This is a genomic window from Shewanella sp. SM21, from assembly GCF_025654335.1.
In the GTDB taxonomy this organism is placed as follows: Bacteria; Pseudomonadota; Gammaproteobacteria; order Enterobacterales; family Shewanellaceae; genus Shewanella; species Shewanella oncorhynchi.
Genome location: NZ_JAKKRL010000015.1, coordinates 51,778 through 69,070, shown reverse-complemented (window position 1 = coordinate 69,070; position 17,293 = coordinate 51,778). Strand labels below are relative to the sequence as shown.

The 17,293-nt window shown below is 47.8% G+C and carries 14 protein-coding genes; 11 read left to right on the top strand and 3 right to left on the bottom strand.

Going from position 1 to position 17,293, the window contains the following annotated elements:
- Positions 1–52 precede the first annotated feature (52 nt).
- The 3 genes from L5L94_RS18230 to L5L94_RS18220 form a co-directional block, all read right to left on the bottom strand.
- Positions 53–1,117 (bottom strand): phosphotransferase enzyme family protein, encoded by a 1,065-nt coding sequence (locus tag L5L94_RS18230; protein WP_168826533.1) that lies wholly within the window; start codon positions 1,115–1,117, stop codon positions 53–55.
- Positions 1,110–1,982 (bottom strand): NDP-sugar synthase, encoded by an 873-nt coding sequence (locus tag L5L94_RS18225; protein ID WP_263164404.1) that lies wholly within the window; start codon positions 1,980–1,982, stop codon positions 1,110–1,112. The genes L5L94_RS18230 and L5L94_RS18225 overlap by 8 nt, the downstream gene beginning before the upstream one ends.
- A 166-nt stretch (positions 1,983–2,148) precedes the next feature.
- Positions 2,149–3,846 carry a hypothetical protein gene (locus L5L94_RS18220; protein WP_263164402.1) on the bottom strand — a complete coding sequence of 566 codons (1,698 nt, stop codon included), beginning with the start codon at positions 3,844–3,846 and terminating at the stop codon, positions 2,149–2,151.
- Positions 3,847–4,098: 252 nt separating this feature from the next.
- Between L5L94_RS18220 and gmk the strand changes: the two genes are divergently transcribed.
- The 11 genes from gmk (at position 4,099) to L5L94_RS18165 (ending at position 17,028) form a co-directional block, all read left to right on the top strand.
- On the top strand, positions 4,099–4,722 hold the full coding sequence (gene gmk / locus L5L94_RS18215) for a guanylate kinase (protein WP_105251162.1): 624 nt from the start codon (positions 4,099–4,101) through the stop codon (positions 4,720–4,722).
- A 58-nt stretch (positions 4,723–4,780) separates the two neighbouring features.
- Positions 4,781–5,059, top strand: a complete 279-nt coding sequence (gene rpoZ / locus L5L94_RS18210) for a DNA-directed RNA polymerase subunit omega (protein WP_007651394.1) — start codon at positions 4,781–4,783, stop codon at positions 5,057–5,059.
- A 42-nt stretch (positions 5,060–5,101) separates the two neighbouring features.
- On the top strand, positions 5,102–7,207 hold the full coding sequence (gene spoT / locus L5L94_RS18205) for a bifunctional GTP diphosphokinase/guanosine-3',5'-bis pyrophosphate 3'-pyrophosphohydrolase (RefSeq protein WP_105251161.1): 2,106 nt from the start codon (positions 5,102–5,104) through the stop codon (positions 7,205–7,207).
- Between the two features lie 25 nt (positions 7,208–7,232).
- Positions 7,233–7,616: a RidA family protein gene (locus L5L94_RS18200; protein ID WP_263164401.1), complete on the top strand. Its 384-nt coding sequence runs from the start codon at positions 7,233–7,235 to the stop codon at positions 7,614–7,616.
- A gap of 507 nt (positions 7,617–8,123) precedes the next feature.
- Positions 8,124–9,788 carry an AMP-binding protein gene (locus tag L5L94_RS18195; RefSeq protein ID WP_212600293.1) on the top strand — a complete coding sequence of 555 codons (1,665 nt, stop codon included), beginning with the start codon at positions 8,124–8,126 and terminating at the stop codon, positions 9,786–9,788.
- A gap of 181 nt (positions 9,789–9,969) precedes the next feature.
- Entirely contained in the window at positions 9,970–10,914 is a 945-nt protein-coding gene (locus tag L5L94_RS18190; RefSeq protein ID WP_105251158.1) for a calcium/sodium antiporter, read from the top strand.
- 248 nt (positions 10,915–11,162) lie between these two features.
- Entirely contained in the window at positions 11,163–11,867 is a 705-nt protein-coding gene (locus L5L94_RS18185) for a hypothetical protein (RefSeq protein WP_263164399.1), read from the top strand.
- A 118-nt stretch (positions 11,868–11,985) separates the two neighbouring features.
- The gene (locus L5L94_RS18180) at positions 11,986–13,065 is read left to right on the top strand and encodes a sensor histidine kinase (protein ID WP_263164398.1); all 1,080 of its coding nucleotides are present in this window, start codon (positions 11,986–11,988) and stop codon (positions 13,063–13,065) included.
- Positions 13,065–13,661 carry a DNA-binding response regulator gene (locus tag L5L94_RS18175; RefSeq protein ID WP_113941110.1) on the top strand — a complete coding sequence of 199 codons (597 nt, stop codon included), beginning with the start codon at positions 13,065–13,067 and terminating at the stop codon, positions 13,659–13,661. Before L5L94_RS18180 ends, L5L94_RS18175 begins: the two co-directional genes overlap by 1 nt.
- Positions 13,662–13,852: 191 nt before the next feature.
- On the top strand, positions 13,853–15,928 hold the full coding sequence (recG, locus tag L5L94_RS18170) for an ATP-dependent DNA helicase RecG (protein WP_263164396.1): 2,076 nt from the start codon (positions 13,853–13,855) through the stop codon (positions 15,926–15,928).
- Between the two features lie 203 nt (positions 15,929–16,131).
- Positions 16,132–17,028 carry a DUF3014 domain-containing protein gene (locus tag L5L94_RS18165; protein WP_219255063.1) on the top strand — a complete coding sequence of 299 codons (897 nt, stop codon included), beginning with the start codon at positions 16,132–16,134 and terminating at the stop codon, positions 17,026–17,028.
- Positions 17,029–17,293: the final 265 nt, after the last annotated feature.

Below are 17,293 nucleotides of genomic sequence, written 5' to 3'. Positions count from 1 at the left end.
AATGCATTGGATCAGTACACAGATACCAATGTACAGATATCCAAGCGCTGAATTAAAAATTAGCTTTAAGCACAGCCTCTTGGTCGAGCAAGCTTTGGTACAAGGTAAACTGGTTCGCGGCGCGGTCTAAATTATGGCCTTCGCGGTGGATATGGAAATACACATCACCATTAAGATAATCCGTTAAAAAACGAACACCTATCATCAAACAAATCACCCGAGCACCGAGCCACAGACTGCGCTTTTCGTCTTCCGTTAAAACGTCACCCAACTCGCTCAAGTAGCCACGGCAAATCGCGGCGAAGATATCTTGGCGCACTTGGACTTTATCCAAAGCCGTTGAGTCTTCTTCCTCTGGCGAGCAGAAGGTGCGGACCATATCACCAAAGTCATACATCAGATGACCTTTCATGCAGGTATCTAAATCGATAATCGCCATGCTGGACATGTCGCGTTTATCGAAAAGCATGTTATTGATTTTAGTGTCGTTATGACAAATTCGTAGCGGCAGCTTTGGCGATATTTCTGCAAGTTCATCCAGCAAAGCCTGCTGAGATAACGCGTAATCGACCCAATGACGGCAGAGCGCTAAGCGATGCTGACTATCGAGTTCAGCGGCCTGCTTTAGTAAGGCCATGCGTCCCGGTAAATGGTGAAATTGGGGGATCACATCTTCAAGCTCTGTCGCATCAAAATCACTCAAGGCAGAGGCAAAATGCCCAAAGGCCTTGGCCGCCATTTCCGCTTCTTGTTCCGACTTAACCACTTCAATGCTAAGACTATGGGGCAAGTAACTGATCGCACGCCAAAATCCTTGCTCGCCTAAATCGATAGCCAGCTCACCCTCTTGGGTTAAACATGGGCTAACGACTTTAAGGCCGTATTGTTGCTGTAATGACTTAGCGCATAAATGATGGCTAATTTTATCGGCATTGCAGACCAAAGCGTTGGGTGTTTTAAATACCTCAGTGTTAATTCGCTGCAATACCAATTCGCCCGCAGGCCATCGCACTAAAAGGGTGTCATTGATGTGGCCATTACCGAGGGCAGAAATTTTCGCCTCGGCAGATTCAATACCAAAATGAGGCAACACTGACTGCCTGATGAGTTTAATCACTCAATAACTCCGTTAATTTTTGTTTTACCCAGACAGTGTCCTGCGGATAAGTCACGCCAAGCCATGGCTCACAGGCAACATCGACATACACAGGCAAACCTTGCTCAATTCCCGCTTGTACTATGGCGGGTAAATAGCATTCAGACTTAGGTTGTTGACCCTGTTGCCCGATAAATTCGGTTAATTCACGTTTAATAACATCAAATATGTTTGGGGAGAAGCCCCAGCATGTCATAGAGACCAAGGACTGCGCCGGCAAATTAGCATGACCCTGCGGGCCATCACCCATTAAGTGGCCAGCTTGCTCGGCGATATTGAGCCATTCGGCGACCGATTTAAGCTGACCATTTTCAACCTGACACAAACCACGATTAACGCCACCGTGTTCCGACAATGTGAGTTCTATGGGATAGGCCACCATCATCCACTCGGTTGGCCTAGTGCTTAAGCCTTTGGCTAAGGAAGCAAAAGCGCTATCACCATAAAAATCATCTGCATTGATAACGGCCATTGGCCCTTTAACGAGATAGCGCGCACTCCAGAGTGCATGGGCCGTACCCCAAGGTTTAAGCCTATGGCTAAGATCCGCCAACTGCGCCGCTTCGGGTAAATCCGTTAAGACTTGATAGCAAAAATGATATTCAAAATCGACTGGCAAAAATCGTGTCAGGATCTCAGTTAATTCACTTTCTAACTCTGGGCGGATCACCAGCACAGCACGCTGAAAACCACTGCGAATGGCCGACATGATTGATAGCACCAACATGGGTTCACCCGCGGGGCCGAGTGCCGCCAATTGCTTATCGCCGCCGAAGCGACTACCTAGCCCCGCAGCCATAATGACTAAGGTCAATTCTGTATTCATGCTGGATTGATATATTCAGTTCAAATTTAAAGGTGTTCCCCCAAACCGCAGCGACCTAAACAACCTAAAGTACGGTTTGAGAAAAAGAGGAGCAAAAGTGTAATCTACCCCTCTAATTGTGACTAGCATTTAAGCAGAATTTTTATCGACTTAGCTGCAGACTTTTTTAACGAGCAATATAATCGCCAAAGGTGCGATTTTGTTCCAATATCGCTTGGCTGCCCTTAAGACTGAACTTATAACCACACAGGCTAATATTACCTCGACGAGCGAGATCAATAATGATGGCCTGAGTATCGAGTGGTGAGAATCGCGCCTCTGAAGCGGAATCCGCTTTCAGATCCACAGTCACAGGGCGATAGTCAGTGCCATTGTTAAAGGATAAGACGCTGCAAGTTTTATCTCCCTTTGCCGTCGCTAAGGACCACAGGTTTTGTGCTTTACCTTTCTCACCGAGCCAACGCATGATCAAGATGTCATCCTCCAGCGCCACAGAAAAACCGTCCGGTAACGCGAGCGTCACCCGCTCACCCGCATAGGGCGCAATCGCGTTAACTGTGACAACTTCTGCACCATCACCCGTCTCTGCATCACCATTTGGCCAAAGTCCCCACACCAAGGCAATCAATAGCACCACACCACAGCCAATTCCTGCTGGGCGCCAATAACGGCGTTCCACTTTCGGCAGTTTAATCTTAGGCAACACCAAGAAACGCTTTAGTGGCGCCAAAAACTCAAATAAACCGCGAAATAGCTCAGTCATCGAACCAGAATCTTTTGCTTCGGCGCGGCGCTGACGCACTTCTTCGGCATGATCTCTATCGTTAAAGCTGTCAGGCTCGTCATCTTCTTCGGCGGTAAAACGCCAACCGGGTTCAGCACTACGCTCGGCAGGATCTAATTGCGCCGCAGTAAAGTCGACATGTTTCAAATTAACATTGTCCACATCGACATCGACCAACTCAATGTGGGTCTGTTCAACGCGGCTAGTATTAGCGGGACGGAAATCTGCATGGCTGCCTGGTATCACAAAATCGGCAGGATTCTGCGTCATTCGAGTTAACGCATCAAAGCGCAGCTCATCTTGACGCAACGCCTCTCGCTCTGCCTCCGCCGCGCTAACACTCGGCTCAACCCTCGGCGATGTTAAAACAGATTCAACATGGGTAGACAAATCGACCTCTGGCTCAGACACAGTCTCAGCGCTAATGGTTTGGGCATGAAGCTGCTCAACATGCGGCTCACGCCTTTCAGCTTGAGGTTGTGCTTGAATATGAGAGGTAGATTTTGCCGATTGTCTTACGGCAACGTCTTGAGCAACAATAGGTTTAGGGTCAATGATGTTAGGATCTATGGCAGTTTTAGATGCCATGGCTTTAGGGTCTATAGTGTTAGGATCTACTATTTTAGGATCTATGGTTTTAGGAACGATAGTCGGTTCCACACGGCGCCTAGGCATTGCCTGTGATGTTGGTGCATCCAGCTCAGGACCGAAATAACCGTAGCGATAATCCACTATCGTTGGTGCAGGAAAGCGCCAGCCCCAAAATGTCAGTCCCGCGGCTAACACTAAACTCAATCCAATTAAGGCAATATGCACACCGGCCGCTAGCAGGCCGATGAAAATTATTAACGGCAATAGAAATACGCCAATCAAGCCTTTTGACTTATCGGCATCGGCCAAACGACGCAAACTGGTGAGCCCTAATAAAGGTAGACCCAACAATGCCAGCAAATACATCAGAAAATTAGCCCCAAAAGCAGCGGCTGCAAATGCAATACAGACGTAAACGCCAACACTGATTGCGACAAAACGGGGACGAGAATCACGCCCGTGAAGGCAGAAAAGAGATTTTAACAGCACGACCCTTCCTTTATTGTTATAAAAACGAGATACAAAAAGACACTCATTGCCTTATTCGCACGAGCGTAACCAATTTACCCGCAATTGTCAGTGCCTACGACCCAAGTCGGATAAAAATGCACATAATATCGAAGTAAATCTAAAATAGGCTTAAATTGCCAGCCAACAAGCCCTAGTATTTCTATGGTCAAAATCGGTATAATACTCGGCTTTCTGGGCCCTTCTTGCGTTAACCCATTGGATATTTAGCTCATGACCGCACGCGGAAATTTATTTATTGTGTCGGCGCCAAGTGGCGCAGGTAAATCCTCGTTGATTTCAGCCTTGCTTAAAGACAAGCCAGCCGACATGCAGGTTTCGGTATCTCATACCACCCGCGCACCACGCCCAGGCGAAGTTGATGGTCAACACTATCACTTCGTTAATGTTGAGCAATTCAAAGCCTTAATTGCTGAAAATGCCTTTTTTGAATGGGCAGAAGTGTTCGGCAATTACTATGGTACCTCGCGCCATGTGATCGAGCATACGCTCACCCAAGGTATCGATGTTTTCCTCGATATCGACTGGCAAGGTGCCGAACAAGTTAAAGCCGTGATGCCAGAGGCCGTTGGTGTGTTTATTCTACCACCCTCTAAAGCCGAGCTAGAGCGCCGCCTCACTGGTCGCGGACAAGACAGTAGCGATGTTATCGCCAGCCGTATGGCACAAGCCGTATCGGAAATGTCCCACTATAAAGAATATGATTTTATTATCGTCAACGACGATTTTGACACTGCCTTAGCCGATTTGCGTGCCATCATTCGCAGTCAGCGCTTAACAGGTGCTAGTCAGATCCACGCGCAAAATGATATGCTTCACGATCTGTTGGCAGGATAGCTGTCATAGTGTACAATTTTGCGTCATTTTTTCCCTAGATAAACTGGAGTTTCAACACATGGCTCGCGTAACTGTAGAAGACGCCGTAGAACAAATCGGCAACCGTTTTGATATGATCTTGGTTGCGGCGCGTCGTGCTCGCCAAATCGCCGTGCAGGGTAAAGACCCTATGGTTGAAGAGATGAACGACAAACCCACGGTTATCGCCCTGCGTGAAATCGAACTAGGTTTAGTTAATGCTCACACCTTAGATGCCGATGAGCGTCAAACGGTGCGTGAACGTGAAGCAGCTGAAATTGCAGCGGTTGCAGCCATTGCTGAAGGTCGTTCATTATAGTTTTTGAGTAAAAACCTATTTAGGTAAAAGGAGAGCTGCCACTTGTATCTGTTTGAAGGTCTAAAGGAGTCTGCTTCCGGTTACTTAGAACCTGAACAGGTAGAATTGCTCAAGCAGGCGTACCAGATTGCGCGCGATGCCCACGAAGGGCAAATGCGCACGAGTGGCGAACCTTATATTACTCATCCGGTTGCGGTTGCCCGCATCCTTGCTGACATGCGTCTTGATCATGAGACGCTGATGGCAGCACTGCTCCACGACACTATCGAAGATACCCATGTCACCAAAGACGATTTAGCCGAACTATTCGGTGTCGCGGTGGCCGAACTCGTCGAAGGCGTGTCAAAACTCGATAAGCTTAAATTTCGCGACAAGAAAGAAGCCCAGGCTGAAAACTTCCGTAAAATGATGATGGCGATGACGCAGGATATCCGCGTTATCCTCATCAAGCTTGCCGATAGAACCCACAACATGCGTACTTTAGGCGCACTGCGTCCCGACAAACGTCGCCGTATCGCCCGCGAAACCTTAGAAATCTACGCGCCCATCGCTAACCGTCTCGGTATCCATAACATCAAGACCGAGTTAGAAGACTTAGGTTTCCAAGCTTATTATCCCATGCGATATCGGGTGCTTAAAGAAGTCGTTAAAGCCGCCCGTGGGAATCGCAAAGAATTGATCCAAGGCATTGAAGCCGCTGTGTATACGCGCTTAAACGATGCGGGTATTCCAGGGAAAGTCAAAGGTCGCGAGAAAAACCTCTACTCCATCTATAACAAGATGCAGAGTAAAGAACTGCAATTCCAAGAAGTGATGGATATCTACGCCTTTAGGGTGATAGTCGATTCCATCGACACTTGTTATCGCGTACTCGGTGCCATGCATGGACTTTATAAGCCTCGTCCCGGTCGTTTCAAAGATTATATCGCTATCCCTAAAGCCAACGGTTATCAGTCACTCCATACCTCTTTATTTGGTCCACATGGCGTGCCCGTTGAGATCCAAATTCGTACCGAAGATATGGATCAGATGGCCGACAAAGGGGTAGCTGCACACTGGGCCTACAAAGGCGGGGCGCAAACAGGCCAAGGCACGACGACTCAAGTGCGTGCCCGTAAGTGGATGCAAAGCTTGTTGGAATTACAACAAAGCGCCAGCACCTCATTCGAATTCGTTGAAAACGTGAAGACTGAACTCTTCCCTGAAGAGATTTATGTGTTCACCCCTGAAGGTCGCATTCTGGAATTGCCCGTGAATGCAACCGCGGTAGACTTTGCCTACGAAGTGCATACGGACGTGGGTAATACTTGCGTCGGAGCCCGCGTTAACCGCCAAGCGTATCCGCTTAGCCAACCGTTAATTTCAGGCCAAACCGTTGAAATCATTACCGCCAAAGGCGCGCGTCCGAATGCCGCTTGGTTAAACTTTGTGGTGACTGGCAAGGCTCGCGCTAAAATCCGCCAAGTGCTGAAAAGCCTTAAAGGTGATGATGCGATTGCACTCGGTCGCCGCCTGCTCAACCATGCGCTAGGCAAAACTAAACTCGATAGCATTGCGCCTGAGCAGATTGAAAAAGTGATCCGCGATACTAAACATACCACGCTCGATTCGCTGCTCGCCGACATCGGCCTTGGCAATGCCATGAGTATTGTTATCGCCCAGCGTTTGATTGGCGATAATCTTGAGAATCAAGAGAGTCGCGACGGCCACATGATGCCAATTCGTGGCGCCGAAGGCATGCTCGTTACCTTTGCTAACTGTTGCCGCCCCATCCCAGGTGATGCCGTGATAGCCCACGTGAGCCAAGGTAAGGGCTTAGTGGTACACATGGAAAACTGCGCCAATATTCGTGGTTATCAAGGCGAGCCAGACAAATATATTCCCGTACAATGGGATAATGTTGAAGGCGTTGATTACCAAGCCAATCTGCGGGTGGAAATTGTTAACCACCAAGGTGCACTGGCGAAGATCACCTCGATCATTGCCGCCGAAGGTTCAAACATTCACAACCTCAGCACTGAAGAACGCGATGGTCGCGTGTATTTGATCAACCTGCGGATTTCGGTGAAAGACAGGATCCATTTAGCCAACGTGATGCGCCGAATTAGGGTACTACCCGAAGTACTGCGCACATCCCGTAATCGTTAATTAACTCAACACTAGAGAGAGCGTCATGGCAGAAAAAATCATCATAGCGACCGAAAACGCCCCAGCGGCCATAGGCACGTATTCACAAGCGGTTAAAATCGGCAGCACAGTGTATTTATCTGGCCAGATCCCGCTCGTGCCAAGCACAATGCAAATTGTCAGCGATGATTTTGAAGCACAAGTCGTGCAAGTATTTGAAAACCTAACGGCGGTTTGTACTGCTGCGGGTGGTTCAATCAACGATATCGTTAAGCTCAACATCTTCCTGATTGATTTAAGCCACTTCGCTAAAGTAAATGAAATCATGAGCCGTTACTTCAGCCAGCCATACCCAGCCCGTGCTGCTATCGGCGTGAAGCAATTGCCGAAGGATTCTCAAGTTGAAATGGACGGTGTGATGGAGCTGTAAGCGCTAGCATTTCACCTTCTATAAACGAAAAGGCGCTACGGCGCCTTTTTGTTGCCAACACAATCCAACACTCCGCTCGCCACTCTCTTCATCTTGCTTTCATACCAATCACATTAAATATCTAATCAGTTCAGAGCCTCACAGGCATTTCAATCCAAGGCGCATTGACGCAGAAATGGTTATTCCCTTTTAAGTCAATGCAACACCGGAGTGGGATGCCTGTGTGGCTCCCGAAGGGCGGCTGATGTTCACTACATGGCAACGCGCTTTATACTGCGTTTAAGGCTTTCGACAGAGCACCACTATGCCTTCAAGCCTTCGCCTTGTCTAAAGCGCGTTGAACTCCCGCTGAATGAACAGATATTTAATACGATTGGTATAACACTCAACTTGTAGGCTTTGCGCTCCATTCTCATATTTTACAATCTTGTAAACTATTTGCGCGAGCTCACAAAACTCGCCATACTGGGTACAGCCAAAAGAACAATAAATAACAGGGAATTGCCAATGGATACAGCGATTAAGACGCCAATTGAAATGCTGGCGCACTGGGCTAATACTCAGGGGGACCAAGTCTATTTACGCCAACCGATCAAGGGTCAATTCCTTGATTTTACTTGGGCTGAAGTTCAAGAAAAAGTTCAACAACTTGCCGGAGCCTTACATCACTTAGGCTTAGAGCGTGGTGATAAAATTGCCGTTCTCTCTAAAAACTGTGCCGAATGGTTTATCACCGACCTCGCGTTGATGCACGGCGGCTATGTCAGCGTACCTATTTACCCTACCGCCAACACAGATACTATTCGCTATGTGCTGCAACACAGTGGCGCAAAAGCCATTTTTCTCGGCAAACTTGACCATTGGGCTGACCAAGAGGCTGGTGTCGGCGGCGAGCTACTACGCCTTGCCATGCCTTATGATACGATGCCAGCACAATATCAATGGGAACAATTACTTAAGCTAGGCTACCCCTTAGTTAACGCCCCACTTCCTACTCCAGATCAAGTGATGACACTCATCTATACCTCTGGCTCGACTGGCCAACCTAAGGGCGCGATTCAAACCTTCGCCAGCTATGGCTGGACTTGCCAAGCGGTCGTCCGTGACCTGCGCACCGATGGCGACGATAGACTTTTATCCTATTTACCCTTAGCCCACATCACAGAGCGCGTTGCGATTGAAGGCTCATCCTTCTACTCAGGTAGTGTGGTGGCTTTCGTTGAAAGTCTCGACTCCTTCGTTGTCGATGTTCAACGGGCAAAACCAACGGTATTCTTCTCGGTACCACGGTTATGGAGCCTGTTTCAGAAAAACATTATCGACAAAATTGGGGTCAGTAAACTTAATCTATTGCTGAAAATCCCACTGCTTAGCAGCTTTGTGAAATACAAAATCCATAAGGGTTTAGGCTTGAACCATTGTCGTCTACTCGGCTCTGGCTCGGCACCTATTCCGCCATCACTGATCCACTGGTATCACAGTATTGGTCTTAATATCTGCGAAGCTTGGGGTATGACAGAAAACTGTGCCTATTCGATCATCAACTATCCTTTTGATGCGCGTAAAATTGGTACTGTTGGCCGCCCAGTTGAGGATTGCCAGATCCGCCAAGGCGAGGATGGTGAGCTACTGCTCAAGAGCCCGGGATTAATGACAGCTTATTATCTGCAGCCTGAAGCTACTGCAGCGGCATTCGATGCTGATGGTTTCTTCCACACAGGCGATTTGTGCTCCATCGATGCCGATGGTTGTGTCACTATTACTGGCCGAGTGAAAGACAACTTTAAAACCGCCAAGGGCAAATATGTAGCGCCCGTGCCTATCGAACGTAAATTGGCGCAGGATCCCCATGTTGAACTGATTTGTGTGATTGGCTCTGGTCTGCCACATCCAGTCGCACTAGTGCAGTTATCCGAAGGGGCCAATCTACAAGCCCGTGAAGAAGTCCGCACCTCACTCAAAGCGACACTCGATAGCGTTAATCCGCACTTAGAGTCACACGAACATGTCGATGCGATTGTCGTGGTCAGTGATCCTTGGACGATTGAGAATGATGCGCTCACGCCTACCCTCAAAATCAAACGCCATGTGCTTGAAAAAGCCTTTAGCGAACGAGTTGACGGCATTCGTGGCGCCCAAGTCCGCTGGGAAGATGAATTAACTCAAAAATAACTAGGCCAAACAATCAGTTGGCGAGTATGGTCATCAGCTAAAACTAAGCACGCCTAGGGTGTGCTTTTTTATGACATATTCTGTCAAAATCCGATAAAACCACGTATCATGTGCGCCAGTCGGCCAAGGGGCAATTCCCTTGTACTTTTCCATTCAATATTAGGTTTAACAGAGTCTAACGATGCTAATTACACTATCGATTATTGGCGGTTTTATTATTTTAACCTTAGGCGCTGAAGCCCTAGTTCGTGGCGCGAGTTCAATCGCTCTACGTTTAGGTATTACGCCACTTATCATAGGCTTAACTATTGTTGCCTTTGGTACTAGTGCACCAGAACTGGCTGTGAGTGTAAAATCTGCTCTAGCAGGAAACAGCGGTATCGCCTTAGGTAACGTTATTGGCTCTAACATTGCTAACATAGGTTTGATTTTAGCCATCACGGCACTTATCCGCCCTATTCAAGTGCAATCTCAAGTCGTAAAGCGTGATATCCCTTTGATGATATTGGCTTCTATGTTGTTCTGGGCACTCTTGTTAGATGGCGAGCTCAGCCTAATTGACGGTGTGATATTACTGTCACTACTGTTCGGTTATTTAGCCTTTAGTTACATCAGCTCGAAAAATGGTAATGAAGAGGAAGAGATTGAAGCAGGTCCAAATAATCCGCTACTTTCAGCCCTATTTATCTTAGTCGGTATTGGTATGTTAGTCGGTGGCGGTATTTTGTTTGTCAACGGCGCGGTAGATTTAGCCAAGACCTTCGGTATCAGTGAAGTCATTATCGGCCTAACGATCGTGGCGATTGGTACCAGTATGCCAGAGTTAGTAACTTCTGTTCTCGCAGCACTGAAAGGTCAGAGTGACATAGCCATAGGTAACGTTGTCGGTTCTAACATATTCAATATTTTGGGTATTTTAGGTATTACTGCAATAGTACAGCCGGTATCATCACTTGGCTTCCAACCCTTTGATTTCATCGTGATGTTGGCATTTGCCATCATGATTTTACCTTTCGCTTGGACAGGATTTCGTATTGGCCGCCGCGAAGGTTCAGTATTACTACTGTGCTACTTAGGTTACTTGGGCTACCTAATAAACCAAGCAAGCACTCAAGCTGTGGTTTAACACTTAGCTGATCATTTGCGATAAAAAAACACCGGGGCCTCTCCGGTGTTTTGCTCTCTAGGTATTGTCCACTTTATTCATCACGCACTTTCTTTAAAGCACACCTCATAAAAAATATAAGCACACAACTCAACTGATGACATTTGTCATGCCAAAGCCATGACCTTTGTGTCTGCACTTCTTCTATCGAATTTCTGATAATGAGCCCGTACCCAAACATTGGGAAACTCACTCAATAAGGAAATACCATGAAAACATTACTCCTCGCCTCCAGCTTTTTGCTTATCAGTACTCACTCGTTTGCAGCAACGCCATCAAACACTAACATCACCAATGTAGACGCGGCCTCGAATGCGATGAATCTAACGCAATTACAACAACTGAGCGGTAGCACTCAAGATTATGATAAAGCCTATGCGAACTATCGCTTAGCCATCAGTGCCAATGTAATGGGGCAGAAAACACTCGCTAGCAGCGCACTGAGTGCAGCGCAAACCACATTAGAAGCACTCGAAACCAGCCAAGCGAATGCAGAATCCCTCGCGCTATTATCGTCGGTTTATGGCATGCAAATCGCCTTAGACAATAGCAAAGGTGCAACGCTCGGCATGAAATCCGCCAAGGCGATTGCCAGTGCCGAACAATTAGAACCACAAAATCCACGGGTAGCGCTTGTTAAAGCCATCGCCGCCTATAACACGCCAGCCATATTTGGCGGCAGCATGCAAAATGCTAAGACCTTAGCCACTACAGCCATAGAAAGATTCGCCCAGCCTTGCGACAACATTTGCTGGGGTGAAGCCGAAGCCTACACGTGGCGCGGGCTCGCTAAACAGGAATTAGGCGATAGCCAAGGCGCGATTGAAGATTGGCAACAAGCGATCAAAGTACAAGCAGATTATGGTTGGGCAAAATTTTTGCTTCAACAAAATCAGCAATTAAGTGCAAAATAGACAAAGTTGTTAACGGGGATCTATGGCGCTGACGATAGCGCCAATCCCTAAAAAGAATAAATTAAAACAGATGCCATCGGTGGGCATTCAACAACCAACTCAGTGACACAGAGGCATCATGATAAGCACTCCCCTTCAGCTCGAACGAAAACTTGCTTGGGTGTATTTGATAAACTTAGTGTTTTATCTGATCCCACTTGCCATAAATCCCTATCCAAGCTGGAAAATCGCCCTCAGTTTTGCCGTGTTAATCCCTTTTATTGCCAGTTATTTTTGGACCTATAAGTGCAATAGCCGTAGCGCCTATCTGCCCATTCTCATTATGGTGGTCATAGCAATAGCGATCACACCAATCAACCCAGGCTCTATCTCGCTATTTACCTTTGCCGCCTTCTTCATTGGCTTTTTTTATCCTCTCCGGACCTGTCTGTTGGCTATTGCAGCCCTCATCGGCCTGTTGTTTGCCCTCAATGAGATTTACCACTTTAACAGTTACTACTTTCCGCTTTACGGCTCGGGATTAGTGCTCGGCGTGGGCATGTTTGGTGTCGCCGAACGCAGACGTTATCGGCATAAATTGAAAGAACAGCAAAGTGCCCAAGAAATTACCACCTTGGCCACTATGCTTGAGCGTGAACGTATCGCGCGGGATCTACACGACATTATGGGGCATAGCCTTTCTTCCATCGCCCTTAAGGCCGAGCTAGCCGAAAAGCTTATCGCAAAACAAGAATATGAACTCGCATCAACCCAATTGATTGAGCTAGGACAAATTGCGAGGGAAAGTTTAAGCCAGATCCGCCACACAGTGTCAGACTACAAACACAAGGGTCTAGAGAGTTGCGTGACGCAGCTTTGTAAATCCTTAAGGGATAAAGGCTTAAGTGTCGAGCTCAGTGGTGAGCTACCCAAGCTAGGTGCAACCACAGAAAGCCAACTGAGTTTGATCCTCACCGAACTCATTAATAATATTCTTCGCCATAGCGGTGCAAGTGAATGCTCTATCCACTTTTCTAAGCAATCAGACCGCCTGCTGCTAGAAGTCAAAGACAATGCCGCGGCCAAACCTTTTATAGAAGGTAATGGCCTCACTGGTATACGCGAGCGTCTCGACAGTTTAGGCGGCAGCTTGAGCTATAATCTCGAACAGGGATATACCTTTACCGTCAGTTTACCTTTGCAGGGAGCAACACATTAATGAAGATTTTATTGGCGGAAGATCAAGCTATGGTGCGAGGAGCACTCGCCGCACTCCTTACGCTTGCAGGGGGTTTTAGTATCACCCAAGCGAGTGACGGTGACGAAGCTCTAAGCTTACTCAAACAGCAAAGCTTTGATCTCTTGCTAACGGATATCGAAATGCCCGGCCGCACAGGCTTAGAGCTGGCCACATGGTTAAAGGAGCAACATAGCCAAACCAAGATAGTGGTCATTACCACCTTCGGCCGTGCGGGCTATATTAAACGTGCCATCGAAGCGGGTGTGGGCGGCTTTCTGCTTAAAGATGCGCCCTCGGAAACCTTAGTCAACGCGATTCAACAAGTAATGGCGGGAAAACGAGTGATCGATCCTGAACTTGCCATGATGGCGATTGGCGATGTCGACCCGCTCAACGACAAAGAACGCCGCGCTCTTCGTCTCGCTAGCGAAGGCAAATCCACCTCCGACATCGCCGAAACTCTTTTTATCGCCGAAGGGACTGTTCGCAACTACCTCTCAGAAGCCATAGCCAAACTCAATGCCAGTAATCGAATCGATGCAGCCCGCATTGCCAAGCAAAAAGGCTGGTTGTAATAACACTCACAGTTAACCACGCTTTCAGCCTAACGATATCTTATCAACAATTTTGTGGTCTTAAGGCCACAGAAGGATATTAGCTATGCTTCCAAACAAAATTTGATAACACCCTAATTCCCCTTGAGATTGCCTTACGCTTATTCTCTGTTAATATATGTATAAATTCACAGTGATTGAGTGCTAACGACTTGCAGCAATTGGATCTTGTTCCGATCACCGACCTCAAAGGCGTCGCCAAAAAGGTCGCGGAGAAACTCGCAAAGCTCGGCATCACAACAGTACAAGATCTGCTGTTTCACTTACCCCTGCGCTACGAAGACAGAACCCAAATCTATCCCATTGCCGCCCTCAGCCTAGGCGGTTACGGCACTATAGAAGCTGAAATCCAATCGACACAAATAATCCAAGGCCGCAAGCGTATGCTGGTCTGCAATGTGCGCGACGATACAGGCAGCTTGAGCATGCGCTTCTTTAACTTTTCCGTCGCCCAACGTAATGCCATGCAAAATGGTTTGATGATCCGCGCCTATGGTGAAGTGCGCCGTGGTAGTCATCAAGCTGAGATAGTGCATCCAGAATATAAAGTCGTGTATCCCGGTGAAGATGTTCACCTAAGCGATACCCTAACGCCGATTTATCCCACAACTGAGGGCTTAAAACAGGCGAGTTGGCTAAAGCTGACGGAGCAAGCTTTGGTATTGCTGGAAGAGGGTGGCTTAACTGAGCTGCTGCCACCGCAGTTGCAACCGAATAACATCAGCCTTAAACAAGCGCTGCAGACGCTGCACCGACCTCCTGCGGGGATCTCTCAGTTCGATTTAGAGTTAGGCCAACACCCTGCACAGCAGCGACTCGTGCAGGAAGAATTACTCGCCCACAATCTCAGCATGTTACGCCTAAGGCAGCGCAGTAATTTAGATGCCGCTGTCACCATGCAGGCCACGGGACAGTTGCTCAATCCTTTCCTCGCCGCTTTGCCCTTTAAACCGACTGGCGCCCAGCAAAGAGTCGTGGCTGATATAGGCAAAGATTTAGAAAAACCGCACCCTATGATGCGCTTAGTGCAAGGGGATGTTGGCTCTGGCAAAACCTTAGTCGCGGCGATGGCGGCATTACAAGCGATTGAAAACGGTTATCAAGTTGCCATGATGGCACCGACCGAGTTATTGGCCGAGCAACATGCAACTAACTTTGCCGCTTGGTTTGAGCCACTCGGACTTAAGGTAGGTTGGCTGGCGGGAAAACTTAAAGGCAAGGCCAGAACCCAATCCCTTGCGGATATTGAATCTGGCGCAGCCCAGATGGTAATTGGGACCCATGCCATCTTCCAGCAGCATGTAGTCTTTAGCAAACTCGCGTTAATTATTATCGATGAGCAACACAGATTCGGCGTACACCAACGCTTAGGCCTGCGGGAAAAGGGCGTGAACCAAGGTTTCCACCCGCATCAATTGATCATGACGGCAACGCCGATCCCGCGCACGCTAGCGATGACGGCCTATGCGGATCTCGACACGTCCATTATCGATGAACTGCCGCCGGGGCGAACTCCAGTGACCACTGTGGCGATTGCTGATTTACGCCGTAACGAAGTGCTTGAACGGGTCCGCAACGCTGTCATCAGCGACCAACGTCAGGCCTATTGGGTGTGTACTCTGATTGAAGAATCCGAAGTGCTCGAATGCCAAGCCGCCGAAGACACAGCCGAAGAACTGCGCCTCGTCCTGCCCGAGCTCAATATTGGCCTAGTGCATGGCAGATTGAAGAGCGCCGAGAAACAGCAAATCATGGCCGACTTTAAGGCAGGCATTATTCATCTACTGGTAGCAACAACCGTGATTGAAGTGGGCGTCGACGTGCCTAATGCCAGCCTGATGATCATTGAAAACCCTGAACGTTTAGGTCTAGCACAACTACATCAACTGCGCGGACGAGTCGGTCGAGGCGCCATCGCAAGCCATTGTGTGTTACTCTACAAGGCGCCGTTGAGCCATACCGCCACCCAAAGACTGAGCGTACTCAGACAAAGCAATGATGGTTTCATCATAGCGCAGAAAGATTTAGAAATTCGTGGCCCGGGTGAAGTGCTTGGCACTAAGCAAACAGGACTGGCTGAGCTCAAAATTGCCGATCTGGTGCGCGATCAAGCTTTGATCCCACACATTCAGAAATTAGCGAGCCATGTAATGGCGCAAGCTCCCGAAAAAGTCGATGCAATTATTTTACGTTGGCTCGGGCACAGACAGCACTATGTGCAGGCTTAGGCCGCAAATATTAAAGGGTAAAGAACGAGGCGTAACATCTGCCTTTACTCGAAATAAATTGTTTATGTTCAGCTAAGCGCTATAGACAAGCGCATGGAAACTTGCAAAATGAACCTGCGGCCTTCAAATAGCCCGCTCTTGCACTTTAATGTTAGCTGCATGTATTCACCAAGTTACCTTGACACTCAAGCGAAGGATGTAAAATGCAAGTTAATCAAGATGATAGAATAACACCTCAAGAGACTTCTTCTAGCAGCAATCGCTTTGCGCTTTTTGCGATAGTGCTCGTCGTGCTACTTTCTGCCGGAGGATATTATTACTACAGCGGTGATTCTGACTCACCTAAACTCATTCCTAACGCCCCTATTGTATTGCCTGAAACACCGCCATCTGAACCTATGACGCTCGAAAGTGCGCCAGAGCCTGAAACCACAGAGACGACGCCTGCCGTTACAGAAACGAACACCAATAGCACTGAAACCACTGCAGTGGCAGAGCCTGAAGTTGTCGTAGAACCTGTGCCTGTGCTGGCTGAAAGTGATGCATTTGTGCAACAAAAAGCCCTCGCCATGATCAATAACAATGTGCTGAGTTCTTCGTTAGTGCAGCAAGATCTCGTCCGCCAATTTGTGGTATTCGTGGATAACCTAGCTCAGGGTGAATTAACCCGTAAAGTTAGCCCACTTAAAGGACCAGAGAAGCTGTTCTCAGTCTCAGAAATCACCAACAAAGTGTATTTAAATCCTGAGGGTTTCCACAGATACGATGCCTATGTTGACTCGATTGCCAAAATGGACGAACAGAGCTTAATCACAACTTACAAGCAACTGACGCCGCTCCTAGAGGAAGCCTTTACCGAACTCGGCTACAGCAACGCCAAATTTAACGACAGAATGCTGCAAGCGATTAAAATGTTACTCGCAGCACCTATTATTGAAGATCCGATTGAGCTGAATTCAATTAGCGTTAACTATCAATTCGTTGACCCTAACTTAGAGGCACTACCCAGTGCACAAAAACTGTTGATCCGTATGGGTCCAGAAAATACTCGCAAGTTGAAAGTAGCGCTGCGTAAAATCGAGAATCAATTGTCGCAATAGGTTATCAAGCTCATGCCAAAAGGCGCTCAGTGCGCCTTTTTTCATTTTAACCTGTAAGTTAAAGCGTCAGCGAAATCAGATAGCCACTGCGATATTTGTTACTCAATGTCGAATAAGTGCTGTAAATCACAGCACTTGATCCCATTCCGTTAACCCGCACAATGCAAATGGCTTCATAAAAAGAAAGGGCATAGTGTAGAATGACCACGCTGTAGAGGGCATTTCGAGCGTCATTCTTCTAACGCGTATACTCCTCACTATGGTA

What these genes read in the sequence shown, in the direction of transcription:
- L5L94_RS18195 (WP_212600293.1), top strand. Translation starts at nt 8,124, where the DNA reads ATGGATACAGCGATTAAGACGCCAATTGAAATGCTGGCGCACTGGGCT.
- L5L94_RS18200 (WP_263164401.1), top strand. Translation starts at nt 7,233, where the DNA reads ATGGCAGAAAAAATCATCATAGCGACCGAAAACGCCCCAGCGGCCATA.
- rpoZ (WP_007651394.1), top strand. Translation starts at nt 4,781, where the DNA reads ATGGCTCGCGTAACTGTAGAAGACGCCGTAGAACAAATCGGCAACCGT.
- L5L94_RS18185 (WP_263164399.1), top strand. Translation starts at nt 11,163, where the DNA reads ATGAAAACATTACTCCTCGCCTCCAGCTTTTTGCTTATCAGTACTCAC.
- gmk (WP_105251162.1), top strand. Translation starts at nt 4,099, where the DNA reads ATGACCGCACGCGGAAATTTATTTATTGTGTCGGCGCCAAGTGGCGCA.
- L5L94_RS18225 (WP_263164404.1), bottom strand. Translation starts at nt 1,982, where the DNA reads ATGAATACAGAATTGACCTTAGTCATTATGGCTGCGGGGCTAGGTAGT.
- L5L94_RS18190 (WP_105251158.1), top strand. Translation starts at nt 9,970, where the DNA reads ATGCTAATTACACTATCGATTATTGGCGGTTTTATTATTTTAACCTTA.
- L5L94_RS18175 (WP_113941110.1), top strand. Translation starts at nt 13,065, where the DNA reads ATGAAGATTTTATTGGCGGAAGATCAAGCTATGGTGCGAGGAGCACTC.
- L5L94_RS18180 (WP_263164398.1), top strand. Translation starts at nt 11,986, where the DNA reads ATGATAAGCACTCCCCTTCAGCTCGAACGAAAACTTGCTTGGGTGTAT.
- L5L94_RS18165 (WP_219255063.1), top strand. Translation starts at nt 16,132, where the DNA reads ATGCAAGTTAATCAAGATGATAGAATAACACCTCAAGAGACTTCTTCT.